Raw genomic sequence first — 19,478 nt, 5'->3', positions numbered from 1 at the left:
GAAACGGCGATAGTGAGACGCGCGTTAGCTCTGGACAAATTACTCAAAACTCAAGTGGAGGAAGCTCTTCCTCAAGTGACTCCGACTCAGATTCTGGCAGTGCTAGTACGCAAAGCAGCGGTTTCGGAACTCGTATTGCGACCACTAACCAGAACGATTTCTGGCAGCGTCTGGAAAGTACATTACAGCTGATTATTGGTAGTAAAGAAGGCAACTCTGTTGTGATTACTCCAAGCACAGGTATGGCCGTCGTACGTGCTGATAGCGACACGCTTGCTTCGGTGGAGCGTTACTTGGAAAGCTCAGAGTTGATACTTCAACGCCAGGTTATTCTTGAAGCGAAGATATTAGAAGTGAGCTTGAATGAAGGATATCAGCAAGGTGTCGACTGGAGCTTCTCACGTGCAAGTGATAGTTTGGACTCATCGGGCAACCCGAAAAATGGTGTGAATTTTACCCAGCTCGCACGTCAGGTGACGTCTGGAGATGTAGGAGGTGTTTTCGCCTCGACAATAAAGCTAGGTAACTTTGATACCACGATCAACCTGCTAGGCACTCAAGGAAATGTTCAGGTATTGTCCAGCCCTCGCATCGCAACGGTAAATAACCAGAAAGCTGTGATAAAAGTAGGAAGTGATGAGTACTTTGTAACAGATATCGATTTTGAATCTAATAGTGATTCGAACTCTACGTCTACAGACATTGATTTGACACCTTTCTTCTCGGGAATTGCCTTGGATGTGACGCCTCAGATTAGTGAAGATGGCAAGATTATTCTTCATGTCCACCCAACAATTAGTAAGGTGGAAGATCAGCAGAAAATTATTTCAGTCGGTGGTCAGGACTTGGATTTGCCTTTGGCATTTTCGAGTATTCGAGAATCTGACAGTATTATTACGGCAGAAAATGGTCAGATTGTTGTGATCGGTGGCCTGATTCAAAATCGAAGTTCGGATAATAATTCCAGCGTGCCTTTCCTGTCTGAGCTTCCTTTGGTTGGAGAGTTATTCAAGCAAAAAGGCGAACAGTCTGAGAAAACCGAGTTGGTTATCTTGCTTCGCCCAACGGTGACGAACCGTCGAGTCATTCGTCAGGATATCAAAGCAAGCCGAGACCGTTTTGGCGAGTTTAGAGATGTAATGGCTGCACCTGTCCAAACCAGTTTTTATTGAGGTTTGGACTTAAGTATAAGACTTGTCGTCTAAAATAGAGCAACTTGATATGTACGAGTCCTTTTTTGGCTTAAATGAAGCGCCATTCACATTGACCCCAAACACTCACTTCTTTCTCAAGTCGGAGACGCATCAACACGGTTTGGAAATGCTGTTATGGGCCTTGAATAACAAAGAAGGCTTTATCAAAGTGTCCGGAGAAGTCGGTACCGGTAAGACTTTACTGTGTAGGAAACTTTTAAACTCTCTCGAAGACCCTTTCGTTACTGTCTACTTGCCTAACCCCCATTTTTCACCGGCAACACTCTATTGCCTGATCTCTGATGAGCTCGAAGCTGCTTTGGAAAGCGCTAGTCCGGCAAATAGTGAAATAATAATTGAAGAGCCTAAACAGCTTGGCTCGGTTGCAACAGATCAGCATGTACTGGCTTTGGGAAATATCCAAAAAGCTTTATTGGCCTTGGCTGCACTCGATAAACAAGTCGTTCTGGTGATTGATGAAGCGCAATCGATGCCGGAAGACACTATAGAAGCCTTGCGCTTGCTCACCAACCTGGAAACGGAATCGGCAAAACTGATGCAGGTTGTACTCTTTGGTCAGCCAGAATTGGATGAAACGTTGAATAGCAAAAGTCTTCGACAGCTGCAGCAAAGAATAACGTTTCAGCATGAAATTCGCCCGCTCGATAGGGAGGGTGTCGAACAATATATTTCTCATCGAATGATCCTGGCAGGATACAGCGGTGGTCGTTTGTTTGAAGCAAAAGCAATTTCACTATTAGTGAGTGCATCCAAAGGTATTCCTCGCTTGGTAAATATTTTATGCCATAAGGCGCTGATGGGCGCCTTTGGTGAGGGTGTAAACCTAGTGACCGCGAAGCATATGAAAGCAGCGATTAAAGATACGGAAAGCGCACATAAACCCTGGTGGCGATCTATGCCTCTACCTGGAGCGCTTTCATGAGTTTAGTCAATGATATGCTTAGGGATCTGGAGAAGCGTAAAGCCCCTGAGCAAACCGGTTCCCTAGATACGGGCGTGTCTCGAGAAAGCATGATCGAGCCCAAACAAAGTAGCTTTAAGCAGAAAGATCTTATTTTGGTCGTCTTGGTCATTCTGGTGGCGAGCTTGTTTGCTTATATTCTTATGTCGACTGAGGAAAGCACTGTTGTCTCTGGAGATAGAGACAATAATAGTGAGCGGGCGGTTCAATCGGAAGCAGGGCTTTCACAGCAAGCGCCGACAATGCCTGTCGAAGAGCAGACAGTAAATGAAAAGCAGATAGCCGGGCCTAAATTACTCGAACCTGCTGTAGCGACGAAACAGACTCAGGTTTTGCAAGAATCTGCGCTAAAAGAAAAGAAAAGAGTGGAGCCGGTTGCCTCGGCTATTGTTGAGAAAAAAGCGCGAACAAGTGTCGTGGAAGAAAGCAAAGCAACGAAATCTGTTGTGGCAAAAGAGAGTCGTGAAGTCAAAAAGGCTAGCGATAATATTGTGACTCAGCCAAAAGTTGATAAGAGTACTGTTAGCAAGGGAGCTGATGCTGAGCCAAATTTGCAGACAAAAGCGAAAACCAAGGCCAAGCCGCTTGGTGTTGTTTTGTCTCCCTCTGCACTTGATTTAAAAATGGCATCAGATGCTATTTCATTATTTGAAATAGGTAAGCCAGCAGAAGCTTATGCTTTAATGCAGGCTTTTGTTGCCGAGAACAAGACTGTCGATAAAACGCTCAGCGTTTTGGCAAATCGCTTACTGCAAGACCAGCGCTTCAACGAGCTGTCGGGCCTGCTGGGCCGGGCGGGTAAGCCATTGAGCCCAGACCTGAGACAAGTTAAAGCGCGATGGATGTTGATGCAAGGGGAGCCTGAGCTCGCCGTTGCTTTACTAGAGCAGTCCTTGCCAGATATTGACAAGATGCCAGAGTACTTTGCATTGATGGCATCGCTATACCAACGAAATGGGCAATCAGGCAAAGCGTTTGAACAATACAGTCAGCTTATACAGAGCAACGACACGGTTGCAGACTGGTGGGCTGGTTTGGGGATTGCGGCAGACCAGCTTAAACAAGGGCGGCAGGCTGTATTTGCTTATCAACAGGCGATGACCCTGCCTGGTTTGAATCGTGCGCTAGAGAGTTATATCGGTCAGCGGCTGACAGCCCTGTCCTCGGTAAAGTAATTGAGTGAAGATATGAGTGAACCGAAAAAGAAAATTCGAATTGGTGACTTGCTGATACAAAACGGTGTTATTACCGAAGATCAGCTAATGACGGCCCTATCGGAGCAGAAAAAGACCGGAAGGAAGCTCGGTAAAGCGCTGATCGATCTTGGTTATGTTGATGAAGACAAACTTCTGAATTTACTGTCTCAGCAGTTGGAAGTGCCCTTTGTTCACCTTCGTCATTACCAGTTTAATAACGACCTGGTCAATAAGTTGCCGGAGACATTAGCGCGACGTTTCAGAGCGATAGTCTTAGATGAACAGCAGGGAGAGTTGTTAGTCGGCATGGCCGACCCGATGGATCTGATGGCCTTCGATGAGATTGGTCGAGCGGTCAACCAGCCTTTACGTCTAGCGGTTGTTCGTGAAAGCGAGCTCTTGACGACCATTGACATGGTTTATCGTAAAACAGAAGAAATATCTCACTTGGCTGGAGAGCTTGAAGAAGAGTTGGAAGATGATGCTTTCGACTTGGCTGAGTTAACCACGACCGGAGATGACAGTGAAGCACCGGTTGTAAAACTGCTGCAATCTATTTTTGAAGATGCGGTGCAGGCGAGAGCATCTGATATACATATTGAACCAGACGAAAGTGTGGTACGAATCAGGCAGCGTATAGATGGCATTCTGCAAGAGCAGGTGATGAAAGAGACACGAATCAATGCCGCCCTGGTACTGCGTTTGAAGTTGATGTCGGGCTTAAATATATCCGAAAAAAGAATTCCTCAAGATGGACGCTTTAACGTTAGGGTTAAGGCGCGGTCAGTGGATGTGCGTCTATCGACGATGCCTACGCAATATGGCGAGTCCGTGGTGATGCGTCTTCTTGATCAGACCGAAGGTATTCTGGGGCTGGACAAGGTAGGTATGCCCCCCAAAATACTCGAGCGTTTTAGAATCGCAGTGACACGTCCGCATGGACTGGTACTGGTAACCGGGCCGACGGGGAGTGGTAAAACTACCACTTTGTATGGCGCGCTATCTGAATTGAACAAACCAGAAGTAAAAATTATTACCGCAGAAGATCCGGTTGAATATCGTCTTCCGCGAATTACTCAGGTACAGGTTAACCCAAAGGTGGGATTGAATTTTTCTACCGTACTTAGGGCCTGTTTGCGTCAAGACCCGGATATTGTTTTGGTTGGTGAGATGCGAGACCAAGAGACCGCAGAAATTGGCTTGCGGGCGGCAATGACAGGTCATATGGTGATGTCGACCTTGCATACCAATGACGCGATTGGCAGTGCCATGCGTTTGATTGATATGGGCGCAGAGCCTTATTTGGTAGCGAGTTCTTTGGGCGGGGTGCTGGCCCAGCGTCTTATCAGACGGGTATGCCCGAACTGTGCGACCGAGTATCACCCAACGGAACAGGAGAGAATCTGGCTAGGTAGTATGGTCGCTGAAGGTGAAATCCTACCAGATAATTTCACTGTTGGAAGCGGCTGTTACCAGTGCAGTAATACCGGCTATAAAGGGCGAGTAGGTATTTACGAGTGGCTAGAAATGGATGATCGTACTTTGGGGGCGCTTCGTCGTGCAGACCCGGATGCCTTTGCTGAAGCTGCCAAGATGAATGCTTATTACGAGCCCTTGGATCGGTGCGCCTTAGAGTATGCGCGTCAGGGTATTACGACGATTGATGAGGTCTTCAGAATTTCTGCAACCCTTGATGAATTGGGGGCAAGCTTGGACGATGAGCTGGAAATAGACCTGGATGAACTCGATGAGTAACTTACTTGAAGGGTGGCAGGGTTAATGGCTCGATTTCAATACAAGGGGCGTGATGCAAAAGGGGCCCAGGTTAGCGGTGAACTGGAGATAGCTTCAGAGTCAGCTGCTGCCAATGAGCTGCTTAAAAAAGGTATTACTCCGGTTCAAATCAGTGAGCTGCAGGAAGCGTCAAAAAGTTTGGGCAGTATAAATATACAGCTGATCAAACCCAAAGTGACGCTTGATGAGCTGATTATTTTTTGTCGGCAAATGAATGCTTTGGCTCGCGCCGGTATTCCTATTATACGTGCAATGAAAGGCTTGGCGGATTCAACCAAGTCAGAAGTGCTTCGCGAGACACTCTTTGATGTTTCTCAGCGCCTAGAGTCAGGTGTGAATTTAGCTTCATGCATGCAGGCCCACCCCAAGGTCTTTTCTGATTTGTTTATTAGTATGATTCACGTAGGTGAAAATACAGGTCAACTTGAGGAAGCCTTTAAACGATTAAGTGAGAGCCTGGAAATGGAGCGTGATACACGTAAACGTATCAAGCAAGCGACTCGCTATCCAACCATGGTTATTTCTGCGATCTTCATCGCCTTGTTTATTGTTAACTTGTTCGTTATTCCAAAATTTGCCAGTGTCTTTGCCAAATTTGGTGCAGACCTGCCGCTACCGACTCAGATACTTGTGGCGACCTCTGAGTTTTGTTTGGCTTACTGGTGGCTGATTATCGGTCTTATTTTTGCGGGAATATATGCCTTTAAACAGTGGGTGGCGACGGAGAATGGCAATTATATTTGGGATAGGAAAAAACTCGGCTTTCCAATAGTAGGGGTTTTATTTGAACAGATCGCCTTATCACGATTTACCCGAAACTTTGCCATGATGCTCGCTTCCGGCATGCCGATTACTCATGCTTTGGCGATTGCAGCGGAGGCCTCGGGGAATAAGTTTATCGGTAAACGAATTATTGATATGAAAGTGGGAATAGAGCGTGGCGATAGCCTATTAAGAACGGCGCGTGCTACCGAAATATTTACCCCCTTGGTATTGCAGATGATGGCGGTTGGTGAAGAGACCGGCTCGATCGATAGCCTATTGGATGAAGTGGCAGACTTTTATGATGAAGAAGCAGACTACTCGTTAAAGCGCTTGTCTGAAGCAATCGAACCAATATTAATCGTTGCAATGGGCGGCATTGTCTTGGTCTTGGCATTAGGCGTCTTCTTGCCAATCTGGGACTTGGGCCAGGCAGCAATGGGACGGTAGACAGCGTGTATAAAGCGGAAGAAAAAACTGTTTATGAGCGCAGTTTCGGCAATCGCTATTTTGTGGTCGCAGTGAGCCTTCTGATTATTGTGTTCGCCTTGAATTGGTTGGCTGAACGTTTGAATCAAGAGCTAGTGAATGCCGAGCGTGTACAGTTTATTCATAGGCTTAAAGAACTCAATGCTGCTGTTACCTTGATGCAGGCATCTCTGGTGGCCCAGGATAGGCCGCAAGCAATGGCAGAGTTTGTGGGCGCAAATCCGATGAACTGGGTTCAGGATGACGTGACGCACTATGTTGGAGAGCAAGCTTTAGAGGAAAGTCAGCACCTAGCGGGTGTTTGGGTATTTGACCCAAAACTAAGAGATATTGCTTATCAGCCGCGCGATGTGTCAGTAGAGAGTTTGCGAGCGCAATTGCAGGGGGAGTTCTCAAGGATTGTTAGCGATGAACCTGAATGGCAGCGCCAAAGATATTCGCAATGGTTGCGATTTAGAGTAGTTGGTCTATTGTCAAAGGATAAAGTTCAAGCGAATAAACATTCAGAATATGAAGGGTTAGTTCTGCAGCTCATGCCGTAAACCATGAGCGCAGTTTCTGAAGCAGGTACTTGGTTTTCAAAAACGGGTTTTCAAAAACAGGTTTCAATTTACATTGATGAAGAGAGTTTGAAGTTATGAAAAAAATGTCCGGCTTTACATTAATTGAGTTAGTGGTCGTGATTGCCGTGCTAGCTATTCTTTCTGCGGTGGCCTTCCCGAAGTTTGCCGAGATTTCTGACGAGGCGCATCGATCGGCTGTTGAAGGCGCTGGTGGTAGTTTTACCTCGTCGGTTTCACTGGTTAGAGCCCAGTGGCTGGCAAACGGTACCCGTACCGCCATTACAGACTTACCTGGATATGGTGAACCAGATAATGTTATCGATGTTAGTGTCGATGGCTGGCCAACAGGCGTAAATGGTAACACCAACCCCAGTGGAATGACCGCTGCTGAGTGTAATGCACTGTGGGGGGCATTAATGAATACTAATGGCCTAACGACGTCGACAGCCGTGGGTGAAGACTACCTGACAACGGTGAATTCTGGTGATTGTCGATATACCTATCAGGCAACAGTTGATGGACATAACGTTGAGTATGACCCGAACACCGGCACTGTCTATACAGATATTCAGCCTTAAGCAGTTTTATTAAGAAAGTAAGCTTTGTTGTTACGATTTTTAAACAAAAACATACATTAATGATGTGCGAAGTTTTAAAAGCATGTCTATAGTTAAATCAATAGATTAGTGAACGAAGTTTTAGTGCTACTTAAACTTGGCGTTAAGTCCAAGAAGCATTAACTTTTAATTTTAACGAACGAAAGCAGTAAATAATTATTAAGATTTAGGAGCTCTACTCATGAAGCGTCAAGCGGGTTTTACACTCATCGAATTGGTCATGGTTATCGTGATCTTAGGTATTTTGGCAGCCTTTGCATTGCCTCGTTTTGCAGACTTAGGTGGTGAAGCGCGTGCTGCAGCACTTCAAGGTGCTTATGGCGCGATGAGGTCTGCGTCATCCATAGCTCACGCAGACTATTTGGTTCAGGGCGATAACTCCTTGACTGAAATTACAATGGAAGGTCAGGTTATTCAGATGTTGAACGGCTATCCTGAAGCACAAACTGCTGGATCTGAAGGTATTCTTGATGCTGCTCAGATTACTGCTGCTGATTTCGATTTGGGTGGTACTCCAGGCGGTTTAGCAACTTCGACGGTTACAGTGACAGCTTCAGGTGTAACACCAGCTAATGCAGCAACTTGCCGTATTACCTATACAGCTGCTACAGCAAATAATAGCCCAACTATTTCAATTGATGTTACGAATTGTGATTGATTAGTAGTTGTGTGAAAAAGCGCCGGTGGGCGCTTTTTTTCGTTTTTTAAAGGCAAGATTTTTGTCGAACAAGATCATAGCAAACTATTCAAAACAGACTAACCAGCATGGTTTTACCTTGATTGAGCTGGTGATGGTCATCGTGCTCATCGGTGTTCTAAGTGTCGGTGCCAATAGCCTGTTCTCTTCAAAAGACTCCTATGCAGACTACTTAGCCAAGGAAAGGCTTCTTTCTCTTGGTTTACTCGCGCAACAGTTAGCCTTGGGTGTCAGTGCTCAAGAGGTGCAAATAGCGGGTGCGGCACCTATACCGTCGGGAGATCCAGCGGAAATACAGTTTATTCGTACCGCTGGCGGCGACCTGCATTTTACCCTACTGAAGCATCAGCAAAGCGTTCAGACTTATCAACTGGAAACACCTTTGCCCACAATTTCAATAGATGGCCTTGCGCTGGCGTTGGGGGCTACTGTTAGTTTGGCGTGGGATCAAACAGCAAGTATGGACGATGCCGCAAATCACAATGTTACGATCGTTGGTACGAAAACCCATCGTATTTGCTTCTCCTCCTCGGGTTTTGTTTACGAATCGTCGGGGGCATGCCCGTGAGAGCTAATGTTACTCGTTCAAGAAGTTTAAGCCGACAGCAAGGCGTCACCTTGGTTGAACTCGTCATTTCTATTGTGATTCTATCGATTGCTATGGTTGCAGTGCTGAACTCTTTCAGTTTTACCATGAAACATAGTGCTGACCCCCTTTGGAGGAATAAGACCTTAAAGCTGACACAGTTATATTTTGACGAAATATTATCAAAGAATTATGACCACGCTACGCCCGTGGGTGGTGTGCCGATGGTCGCGAGCCCAGGTTGTACAGCAGCAGATCTGGGGCCGGATTCACCCGGGGGCGTCCTGGAAACTCGCTCTGTCTATAACGATGTGGATGACTATGATGGTTTGACAGATGCTCCACCGGTCAGCTTAACTGCAGGTTTAGATAGTTCTTATGACAGTTATAGTGTTTCTATTAGTGTGGCGTGCGATACCGCTAACTTAGTGTCAGCGAGTGCAACGAATCACGCCAAGAAAATAACTATTTCGATAACGCCACCGGGCCAAAGTACGATGACCTTTGCCGCTTATAAGGGGAACTTCTAATGTCGCGCCCCTTAAATGACTCTAAAGGATTTACCTTAATCGAGATGATTGTCACGATTGTCGTGATAGGTATTCTAGGTGTAGGAATTGCCGGATTTATCGGTCGAACTACGGAGGGCATGATCGATGCCTCTGAGCGCGGTAAAATATCTGCCATTGCTTGGGTGGTATCAGAGAAGCTAAGTAGAGAACTACGATTAGCTTTACCGAATAGTATTCAAACGCTTAGTGGCGGCTCATGTATTGAGTTTATTCCCACTGTCGCTGCAACGGACTATTTAAGTGTGCCGATTTTAAGTGGGGCCAGTAGTTTCGAGGTGGTACCTTTTGCTAGCTACGTGGATGCAAGTGTCGATACTAGCCAGGACAGAGTGGCCGTTTATAGTAATGCCGTCAGTGATGTTTATGACCTATCTGGAAGCCAGCGCGTAATTAGTAGCTTGCTTTCTAGTATTACTGCCGGCGCAACAGCCGGTGCTTTGACGATTAACTTACAATCAAGCCATCAATTTGTCAGTGACTCCCCAACTAAGCGTTTGTTTATTAGTCAGGACCCCGTGATGTTTTGTTTTAGCGGTGGCTTTCTCTATCGTTATTTTGATTATGGCTTTGATTCGACCCCTGATACCAACAAGCAAAATGTCATGGCAAATGGTGCGAATTTAGGTAGCTTTGCTTATACAGACGCCAGCCTGACTCGTAATGCTGTGGTAAATATTGCTTACAGTGTTACAGGTAGTAATGGTGAACTCCAGGCCGTAAATCAAGAGGTGCAAATTCGCAATGTACCCTAGGCAACTCCACTTTAGACAACTACACCTTAAGCAGCGAGGTATTGGACTTCCTGCGACAATATTTTTGATCGTTATTCTTGCTTTGATCGTTTTGGCAATGAGTGATCTGGCTGAAGATTCCAGTATGGGCTTTGCTCAAGACTTTGAATCTACACGAGCCTTTTACGCGGCGGAAAGCGGTGCTCAGATAGCGCTAAACAGAGTGTTCGTTGGCGGGACAACTTGTAATGATGCAATGGGGTATCTGGACTTTGATGCAGGAGGGAGTAACCCTGGCTTGGATAACTGCATTGCACAACTGATTTGCCGAATTGATACGGTGGCAGGTACAAATTATATGACATTTACAAGCACAGCGACCTGTGGAAGTGGTTTGGACCAGGCGACTCGTTCGGTGCAGGTGAGGGCTCATGATTAATAAGGGTGTTTTGTTATTGTTCCGACTTATTACAAGTATATGTGTGATTGTCTGTCTGTTTACTTTCGCTAGTAGTGCTCATTCTGCAATTACTTTTGTAGCTAGTACGACTGAAGATGGCAATAACGATGATGTCACTCTTACTGTACCAGCGAGTGCTGAAGAAAATGATTTGTTATTGGTGCAGATTACTATCCGAAACAGAAGTGGTAGTGATGGGGTGACAGCGCCAGCTGGTTGGACTCAGATTAGCTCTCAAGACAGAGACGATGATGTACTCCAATCATTGTACTATCGCCTGGCTACGTCTGGCGACGCTGGGACCGGGTATAACTTTGATTTTGATGGCAATCGGAATCGGCGGTATATAGGTGGTATGTCTGTCTTTCGAGGTGTCGATACCTCCACACCAATAGATGATGAAGATTCTAGCGTAGGTATGAGTTGGTCCAGTGTGACAGCACCGTCGGTCAATACTTCAGGCTCGGGGGGAATGCTGGTGGCATTTTATACGCTTGAAGCCGGAGACGCAGCGTTTTCCGCACCTGTCGGTATGACTGAAATGTACGATATTGAGGAACATAAGGGTAATGACGGAATAACAACAATGGCCGCATATGAGCTTCGACCTACGGCAGGTGCATCGGGTGATCGAGTCGCGACGGCGTCAACAATTTTTGATGATGCCATTGGTCACTTAATTGCTTTGAGAGAAGGGGCGAGTGGTGTATTGAATGTTGATAGTGTCCATGGTGCCTGTGGTGTTGATAATCTCTTGGTAGTCGAATTCGACAATACCATTGATAGTGATGCCTTAGATACTAGCTACTACTCCTTAAATGCAGCGACGATTAGTAGTGTTAGTCAGCAAAGTGACACAACGGTTGTATTGCAGGTAACAGGAATTGTAGCGGGCCAGGCATATACCTTGACGGTGGATGGTACTGATCACAGCGTTGATTTCTCTGGTTTAACTGGTCATTACTTTGATCAACGTAACGGAAGTGGAACCAAGGTTTCTCAGCCTTCAGGTTTATTTACCGGTACGGAATATCTGCGTAAAGATAGCCAAGTGGATTTTGGTTGGGGCTCAGGAACGCCGACTATTTTCCCTAGTACCTCTGGAAATAATGAGCGTTTCAGTATTCGTTGGAATGGCTATGTGGTACCGACACAAACAGGTAGTTATGAGTTCCGGCTGTATTCAGATGATGGTGTACGCTTAGACCTTGAAGGTAGTGAGATTATTAATGACTGGAGCCTTCATGGACCGCGTTATTCGAGCACTTCTGCGGCGCAATCATTAAATTCTGGGCAGGGCTATATCGTTCAGATGGAGCACTTTGAGCATACTGGTCAAGCTTATGCTCGTTTGCAATGGCGCCGTGACGGTGGCAGTTGGGAAGCTATTCCAAGTGCAGCTTTGAGTTCATGTGCGGTCACAGGTGAGCTACCTGAACCTGTCGCAGAATTTCGAATGGACGAGACGGCTTGGTCTGGCTCATCAGGCGATGTGGTGGATAGCTCTGCCAGCCCTAGTAATGGAAGTTCTCAAAATGGCTTAGACACGACGAGTACAGCACACCTTTGCCGAGCAGGCGATTTTGATGGAGTTGATGACTACATTGAAAGCTCTGAAGTGGGGGCAACTCTAACGGGGACTTCTTCTCTGAGCTTTTGGATTAAGACCACACAAGTTGGAAATAATACTGGATGGCAGGCGCCCGGTATTGCCGGGGTGGAAGAGTCGGGTGGCTCGGACGATATCTTTTGGGGCTGGATCGATGCCTCGGGCCATATTGGCTTATCGGTTGGTAATGATTACTCGTCAAAGTCCTCAGGTGTGATCAATGATGATAGCTTTCATCATGTGGTGCTAACACGTGATGCCGGTAGTGGTGCGTATAAAATATATATTGATGGCGTGTTGGATCAAAGTGGCACCGCAGCAGCAGGTGTGATTGGCAACTCTTTCACGAGTATCGGCCGGATAGAAGATACAGGTGGTTCGCCAGAGTACTTTCAAGGTCAGCTAGATGAAGTCAAAATATACAACAGCGTTCTAAGTGATTCGCAAGTGAATGCCTTATATACCGAGACACGTTCATGTGGCGCCTATCAGCCTCTTGCTCACTTTGCCTTTGAGCAAAATAATTGGTCGGGCGCAGGCGTGTCGATCGAGGATTATTCGGGTAACGGTAATGCGGGATTAAGTGTCGGTAGTGCAGAGTCCCATGCCAGCGGCCAGGTTTGTAAAGGTAGTTTTATTCCCGACAACTCAAATTCAGCAACGATTGATGCCATTGACTCACAGCTGGACTTGGACACAGACGTAGGTAGTCAAGGGACTATTGTGCTTTGGTATCGAGCTGAAGAGAACTGGGTGGGGAGTGGAGATAAGACCTTAATTGATGCAACTACCGATGTCATAGGAAATTCTAACGATAAGTATTTCTTCTTGGCAAAATTAAATGATGGTCGCTTACGATTTGCCTTGGAAGATAGCGCGGATCTTGATTTCAACTTATACACAAGTGCTAACTCAGTTGTTGCGGGAACGTGGGTTCATCTTGGCGTAACCTGGGACTTATCTGCCGATGAATTGCATATATATGTTGATGGAAGCTCTGCTGCCTCATCGTCAATTTCATCTAACGGCACTATGGGTGATGTAGGAAATATCTTCTTCGGGGACAATTCATCTACTTATCTAACACCAGGCGCTTCAGCTTATGGCCGTTTGGATGAGATTAAAGTTTACGATAGCGTGCTGACTGAAGCAGAAATTGGAACGGCTATGGGGGACTCTCATGCTTGTAGCTCGTGTTCTTTAGGTAGTTTTTCGATTACTCAGCCTGACTATGGGTTAGCCTGCCCGAGTTCCAGAGCTGAAGTGAGTATTCAAGCTGTATGTGCGGATGGTGTTACTGATAAAACTGACTATGTTGGTACGATTGGTTTAAGTACCAATGATGATTCAAATAGCGAGTTTTATGATGCTGCTAGCGGTGGTTCCTCCATATCGGGTCTCACTCTGGATGGCTCTGAAAGCGGTGCAGCAACGGTCTTTTTATTCCATGAGAGGGCGGTTGATGGTGTGGTCGTGACCGCCGAAGATACTGCAGAGAGTGTAAGCTCTACCGCAACGCCGGGTACAAACTTTAGTGCTTACGGATTTGTTGCGACCAACCCGGCCTCTTTTGTTTGTGGTAATTCTGAATCGATGACATTAACCGCTGTCGGTCAAACTCAACCAAGTGGTAGTGCTTGTTCAGTGTTGACTGATTTTGACGGGAGTAAAGACTTAAAAGCATGGTTTGAGGTGAATTATCAATCTGATGAGTCACCCGCTATTGCAGATACGGCCAGGACTTCCCTAAGCCTTAATAACACGCTTATCGCTAACAGTTTACCTGCTAGTGATAATCTGACTTTAGATTTTGATCAAGGTGTAGCAGATCTTGACGTTAGGCATTTAGATGCTGGACAAATATTGTCTATTAACTTTGAACATGAGGATGGGCTCAGTGAAACGCCACTTATGCAAGGTCTTATGTCTAATGCCTTTGTTGTCTCTCCTTCCTTGATTGAGTCGACTGTACCGAGCGCGCCAAGTTGTTCTTCTCCTTTTGGATCTTGCAGTGAGTTTGCAACGGTCGGTGATAATTTTACTCAGCAGCTTAGAGCTGTCTGCGCGGATGCAAGCGCAACAACGGCTGAGAGCTATATCAGTCCTTCGCCAATATCGTTGCGTAGTAATCTTATTGCACCGCTAAGTGGTGTTAATGCCAATGTTGCCGAGAGCGATGTGGCCTTTACATTGGCAGATGATGGTGTTGTGTCGGTGACGCAACAAATAGATGAGGTGGGGGTTTTCACTATGGAAGCCTATGCCGTGCCCGATTATGCGGGTGAAGTCGTCAGCGGTGGTACAAGTGGTAATGTTGGTCGGTTTATCCCTGATCGTTTTGATGTGAGCTTTTCCGTCACAGGAGGAAATTTTGCCCCAGCGTGTAATGTCGTTGGACTATCGCCCTTCACTTATATGAATCAGGCCTTTCAATGGAATACTGTCCCTGAATTGACGATAAGTGCTGTACGTGCTGATGGCACGATTACACAAAACTATGAAGGTGATTTTTGGCGCTTGGGTGCAAACCTGGAGCTAGATGAGTCTTGTGGTGGTAGTGTAGGCGTTAAGGGTTTTTGCTATACCGATAATGCAGCGACGGCGGCGACATTATCCTCGCCAGTTGGAGATATAAGTTATGGTGCGACAACAGATATTGATGGAACGCTTAGCTTACTTATCCACTCTAGTAACCCTAACTTCAGTTATGATCGACCTGCAGGGACCAATATCGTTCCTTTTGACGCAGATATTGATTTGGTCGTTACTTTGGAAGACGATGATGATGTGACAGGCACTAGTAATTTAGCAGCGCTTGGTTTCCAATTTAGCTCAGAATTACGGCAAGGACGGTGGAAAATGGAGAATGCCTATGGGCCTGATACTCAAGCGTTAAAAATGAAGGCTTACCCCCAATATTATTCTAGCGCCGGAACCTTTGTTGCCCATACTGATGATCAATGTACCGCAGTTGTTCCAACTGTTACACCTTTAGGTAGTGGTGCTACGAGCTTAGAAGATATTCTTGTGGGTTCAGAGTTAACTACCTTAAGTGTGAATGCTCCTCTCGATGATGCGCAAAATGAAAACTTTAGCTTCAGCGCTCCAGGAGTCGGCGGGGCTGGAAAAGTTCAAGTTAATCAGGACTTATCTGCATTGCCATGGTTGCGTTTTGACTGGGACGGAGATGGCGCTCTGGATGATGAGCACCCCTTTGTTGAGGCGCAGTTTGGTCAATATCGAGGCCACGACAGAATTATCTACTGGCGAGAAGTGAGTAACTGATTCTAGGTCGTGCTCCAAGGTTTGGGCATAGCGCGGGATGGAACCCGCTGCCTACAAAATATGAGAGTAATGCGGAGGGAGGGGCTTAATCCTCTTCCTCAGTACTCTCTTCAAAGCTCATATCAAGCTCTTTGATTTTACGGGTAAGCGTATTCCGGCCCCAGCCTAATAACTGGGAAGCATCTCTACGTCGTCCGCCAGTATGGTTCAATGCCGTATCGATCATAATACGCTCAAACTGGGGAACAGCTTGATCCAGAATGGCACTATTACCTTTTTTAAGTTCCTGGTCAGCCCACTTTCGCAAGGCTTCCTGCCAAGTACTTGCTGTTGGAGCAGTGTTATCTTCATCTAATAATTCTGGCGGCAGGTCTGATACATGAACCTCTCTACCACTAGCCATGACGGTTAACCAGCGACAGGTGTTTTCTAGCTGTCGAACATTACCTGGCCAGGGCATGGCACTTAAGTACTCTTCGGTCTCAGGGCGTAATTGCTTGATGTCGACCGAGAGCTCTTCAGCTGCTTTGCTTAAGAAGTAGTTCGCCAGGGTGGGGACGTCTTCACTTCGGTCGCATAGTTTAGGTAGGTGAACGCGAATAACGTTCAAACGGTGAAATAAATCTTCCCGGAAGCTACCTTCTTGAACCAGACCTTCAAGGTTTTGGTGGGTTGCAGCGATAATCCTAACGTTAACCTTAACGGGTGTGGTGCCACCGACTCGATAAAACTCACCATCAGCAAGTACACGTAATAGGCGGGTTTGCGTATCGGCAGGCATATCTCCGATTTCATCGAGGAAAAGTGTACCGCCATCAGCCTGTTCAAAGCGTCCGGTGCGCTGTCCTCCAGCACCTGTAAAGGCACCTTTCTCATGACCAAATAACTCAGACTCAATCAGGTCGTTGGGAATTGCAGCCATGTTTAAGGCAATAAATGGTAACTGTGCACGGGGGCTATGCTGATGCAAAGCACGAGCGACCAGTTCTTTACCTGTTCCTGATTCGCCATTGATCAGAACCGTTATATTTGACTGTGATAAGCGGCCGATAGCGCGAAACACTTCCTGCATCGCTGGAGCTTTACCAATGATTTCAGTATTTTCTTCATTGAGCTCCGGTGCATCAGGCATATTCTGTGCTTTTTGCTCTTGGGAGTGAGCAATGGCGCGTTTGATTAGTGCGACGGCATCATCTAGATCGAAGGGTTTGGGTAGGTAGTCGAAAGCGCCACTCTGATAGGAGGAAACAGCGCTGTCCAAGTCGGAATGAGCGGTCATAATAATGACCGGAACTGCCGGTACGCCACGATGCAAGTTATTAGCTTGAATCTTTTCAAGTAGTGCAAGCCCATCAATGCCAGGCATGCGAATATCACTGATAATCGCATCAGGGCTCTCGCTAGAAAGTCGCTCTACTACACCTTCACCGCTTTCAAAAGAGCGAAGCTCGTAGTCTTCTTTTGCTAGCGCTTTTTCAAGTACCCAGCGTATAGAGCGGTCATCATCAATGATCCATACAAGTGGCTTTGTTGTCATAGTGTTACTCCGAGATACTTGAAACGTTTGTTGGTTTAGGTGAGCGCGTGCTATCGATAGGGATATAAATAATGAAGTCGGTTTTACCTGGTTTGCTTTCGCACTCGACCAAGCCATCGTGCTTGGTAAATATGCTTTGCGTAATGGATAAGCCCAGACCTGTACCTTCTGCGCGCCCACTGATCATGGGGTAAAAAATATTCTGAATGGAATCCTTTGGTATACCTGGGCCGTTGTCGATAATATCAACCTTTAGTACCAGTCGATGTCGAGTATGACCAATAGTGAACTGCCTTAGAGTTCGCGTTCTCAAGACAATCTGAGGTGAAGGATTTTCGTCTTTTTGCTCAGACAGTGCTTGAAGTGCATTTTTCGCAATGTTCAGAAACGCTTGAATTAACTGACTTTTATCGCCCAGGAATTCAGGAATACTTGGGTCGTAGTCCCTGATAATATTAATTTTGCCTGCAGATTCGGCATGAATCAGGGTGTGAACTCTTTCAAGAATCTCGTGGATGTTTGTTTCACAACGCTTGAGGGCTTTATTAGAGCCGAGCATTCGATCTACCAGACTTCTCAGCCGGTCCGACTCACTCATTATAATTTGTGTGTATTCATGATGCTCTGGGTTGGTCAGCTCTGCATCAAGTAGCTGAGCGGCACCCCGAATTCCACCGAGAGGGTTCTTAACCTCATGAGCGAAGCCACGAACAAGGATTTGAGCTGTTTCCTGGTTCTCATGCAGCTGTTCTTCACGGCTGATCCGCTTCAAACGATCCTTTGCTTGCATTTCGATCAGCAGTAAATCCTGAGAATCTTGAGAGAACTTTGATGCCGAGCAGTCTGCAAGAAGCTCTTGGCCGTTGTGTAGAATAAACTCGCAGTCACGTTGAGTGTATGAGTGCCCGCCATCAATAATGGCCTGGAACTCGTCAAACAAAAGTTCTTCATGTTTAATAAAGAGGTGATCTAGCTTGCTGGATAGTATTCGTTTGTAACCGGCTTGCAGGAGCATTTCGGCAGCAGGATTGATAAATTTAATCTGGTAATTTGCATCAATAAGGATAACAGCAGTCGACAAGCCTTCGAGTATGCGTTGTTGGTAGGCATCTGAGAACAGGTTGGTTGTCATTAAAGCTTGTATCCATTGAAAGACGAAATTACATGCAAACAGGCTTGCTCTTGCCTGGGGCGAACTATAATAGCCAAAGCAAGAAGCAAACCAATGTTTTATGTGGCGTCGAATATGTTCAGAGAGTAGCTATTTAGCGAGCTCCCGACTGCTTGCGTGTCAGGGCTCTTGGTTTAGTATAGATGAAGATAGGATGTGCGCACCAATTTTGTGCATTGCTTTTTTGGGGTGTTCCCTATTGGTGCTCTCTATGTGTTAGTTAATTTTGAACGCTCTGGCGATAGGTCGATGAACTGTAAATTGACTACTGGCTGAGATAAGAGCCTTGTTTTGTGGGTCGATAACTTGGACCGTGATCGTGTGTGTTCCTCTATTTAGGCTTGTTAGCAGCAAGCTCGCCCCTTTTTGTAATGCAACTTCGGCACCATCCAGCAGAAAGCGCAGTTTGTCCTCTGCTCTTAATGAAGGCTCTAATATGGTGCTTACAGTGATGTCACCCGTGCCTGAGTGGAGTGCGCTCCGGTCTATTGGTGCGCTAATAACAAGTGACTGGTAAAGAAAGCTGTCGTCTGTAGGTGCAGAGCTAAAACTTATGGGGCTTGGTTTTAGTGCAGGTATGGTTGGAACGGGTTCGACTTCCAAGGTGACGGCGTTGCTTTGTGGTTGGTCTGAGTACGATATGCTGCCATCTGGTTTTGTGACTTTATAGACGGTTGTTGTGCTGGTGCTTTCTTCGGCATACAGCTTACTCGTGCTGACGAAAAACAATAAAGCCAATAAAGTAACCTTTATGGCGATCAACAAATTGCTAGTCTTGAATTGATCTTGTGTAAGCACAGTCTATACCCTCGTTAAATAACTGCTATAGTTAGAAAAAGCTTTGAAGAAGCAGTGTAACAGAGAGTCTTTTCGCTTCTAAAGCTCATCTATAGTTTAGCTCACAATTTGATGAGCTATTTTTGATATTTGAGGTTTTTTCTTTGTCCCATAATTCCGCCAGTAGCTCTTATGACAATGCGGCGAATGTATCGAGTGCTGAAGCAGTAGAGCCTGCTCAAGTAGCTGTATCGCGTTATCTTCAAAATGCTTATCTGCATGTCATGGCGCTAGCTGGGTTTGCTTGTTCACGTGAGGTGTTTTTGCACGGCTTACCCGTAGACGAAAGAGCTTCAAGTAGCGGTATGATGAGAGCGGTTCATAGCCAAGGCAAATTACAGTGCCGCCAAATGGATTTGGCGGACCTGGAAAAGGCCGCCTTGCCTTGCCTTGCTCA

At 46.2% G+C, this 19,478-nt stretch carries 17 protein-coding genes; 14 read left to right on the top strand and 3 right to left on the bottom strand.

Features of this window, described 5'->3' with window-relative positions:
- From mshL to A3757_RS11510, 13 genes are all read left to right on the top strand, one after another.
- Nucleotides 1–1,172: pilus (MSHA type) biogenesis protein MshL (gene mshL / locus A3757_RS11570; protein ID WP_068739664.1), on the top strand; the 1,172-nt coding region annotated here is incomplete at its 5' end.
- A gap of 49 nt (nt 1,173–1,221) precedes the next feature.
- Nucleotides 1,222–2,136 (top strand): ExeA family protein, encoded by a 915-nt coding sequence (locus tag A3757_RS11565; RefSeq protein WP_068554336.1) that lies wholly within the window; start codon nt 1,222–1,224, stop codon nt 2,134–2,136.
- Nucleotides 2,133–3,350: a M48 family metallopeptidase gene (locus A3757_RS11560; RefSeq protein WP_068509830.1), complete on the top strand. Its 1,218-nt coding sequence runs from the start codon at nt 2,133–2,135 to the stop codon at nt 3,348–3,350. Before A3757_RS11565 ends, A3757_RS11560 begins: the two co-directional genes overlap by 4 nt.
- Before the next feature lie 12 nt (nt 3,351–3,362).
- Nucleotides 3,363–5,126 (top strand): GspE/PulE family protein, encoded by a 1,764-nt coding sequence (locus A3757_RS11555; RefSeq protein ID WP_068554346.1) that lies wholly within the window; start codon nt 3,363–3,365, stop codon nt 5,124–5,126.
- 24 nt (nt 5,127–5,150) lie between these two features.
- A complete protein-coding gene (locus tag A3757_RS11550) occupies nt 5,151–6,377 on the top strand; it encodes a type II secretion system F family protein (protein WP_068554338.1) in 1,227 nt (408 codons plus the stop codon).
- Nucleotides 6,378–6,382: 5 nt separating this feature from the next.
- Nucleotides 6,383–6,958 carry a hypothetical protein gene (locus tag A3757_RS11545; RefSeq protein ID WP_068554344.1) on the top strand — a complete coding sequence of 192 codons (576 nt, stop codon included), beginning with the start codon at nt 6,383–6,385 and terminating at the stop codon, nt 6,956–6,958.
- A 95-nt stretch (nt 6,959–7,053) separates the two neighbouring features.
- On the top strand, nt 7,054–7,557 hold the full coding sequence (locus A3757_RS11540; protein ID WP_068554219.1) for a Tfp pilus assembly protein FimT/FimU: 504 nt from the start codon (nt 7,054–7,056) through the stop codon (nt 7,555–7,557).
- Nucleotides 7,558–7,777: 220 nt separating this feature from the next.
- On the top strand, nt 7,778–8,254 hold the full coding sequence (locus A3757_RS27935; RefSeq protein ID WP_068566907.1) for a prepilin-type N-terminal cleavage/methylation domain-containing protein: 477 nt from the start codon (nt 7,778–7,780) through the stop codon (nt 8,252–8,254).
- A gap of 61 nt (nt 8,255–8,315) precedes the next feature.
- Nucleotides 8,316–8,861, top strand: coding sequence for a type II secretion system protein (locus tag A3757_RS11530; RefSeq protein WP_068740403.1), 546 nt, complete (start codon nt 8,316–8,318; stop codon nt 8,859–8,861).
- Entirely contained in the window at nt 8,858–9,409 is a 552-nt protein-coding gene (locus A3757_RS11525) for a prepilin-type N-terminal cleavage/methylation domain-containing protein (RefSeq protein WP_197469704.1), read from the top strand. The genes A3757_RS11530 and A3757_RS11525 overlap by 4 nt, the downstream gene beginning before the upstream one ends.
- The gene (locus tag A3757_RS11520; protein WP_068553138.1) at nt 9,409–10,203 is read left to right on the top strand and encodes a type II secretion system protein; all 795 of its coding nucleotides are present in this window, start codon (nt 9,409–9,411) and stop codon (nt 10,201–10,203) included. The genes A3757_RS11525 and A3757_RS11520 overlap by 1 nt, the downstream gene beginning before the upstream one ends.
- A complete protein-coding gene (locus tag A3757_RS11515) occupies nt 10,193–10,621 on the top strand; it encodes a hypothetical protein (protein WP_068508270.1) in 429 nt (142 codons plus the stop codon). Before A3757_RS11520 ends, A3757_RS11515 begins: the two co-directional genes overlap by 11 nt.
- Nucleotides 10,614–15,536 (top strand): DUF6701 domain-containing protein, encoded by a 4,923-nt coding sequence (locus A3757_RS11510; RefSeq protein WP_068553134.1) that lies wholly within the window; start codon nt 10,614–10,616, stop codon nt 15,534–15,536. The genes A3757_RS11515 and A3757_RS11510 overlap by 8 nt, the downstream gene beginning before the upstream one ends.
- 85 nt (nt 15,537–15,621) lie before the next feature.
- Here the strand turns inward: A3757_RS11510 and glnG are convergent, their stop codons facing one another.
- From glnG to A3757_RS11495, 3 genes are all read right to left on the bottom strand, one after another.
- Complete coding sequence (gene glnG / locus A3757_RS11505) at nt 15,622–17,073, bottom strand: nitrogen regulation protein NR(I) (protein ID WP_068508266.1); 1,452 nt, start codon at nt 17,071–17,073, stop codon at nt 15,622–15,624.
- A 4-nt stretch (nt 17,074–17,077) separates the two neighbouring features.
- Nucleotides 17,078–18,205 carry a nitrogen regulation protein NR(II) gene (glnL, locus tag A3757_RS11500; protein WP_068508264.1) on the bottom strand — a complete coding sequence of 376 codons (1,128 nt, stop codon included), beginning with the start codon at nt 18,203–18,205 and terminating at the stop codon, nt 17,078–17,080.
- A 255-nt stretch (nt 18,206–18,460) separates the two neighbouring features.
- Entirely contained in the window at nt 18,461–19,042 is a 582-nt protein-coding gene (locus A3757_RS11495) for a hypothetical protein (protein WP_068508262.1), read from the bottom strand.
- Between the two features lie 143 nt (nt 19,043–19,185).
- On the opposite strand from A3757_RS11495, the gene A3757_RS11490 reads away from it, so the two are divergent.
- Nucleotides 19,186–19,478 (top strand): hypothetical protein (locus tag A3757_RS11490; protein ID WP_156506289.1); only part of this gene is annotated, 293 nt, incomplete at its 3' end.

The sequence above is a fragment of the Oleiphilus sp. HI0117 genome (genome assembly GCF_001635235.1).
This window is presented reverse-complemented; position numbering and strand designations above follow the sequence as displayed.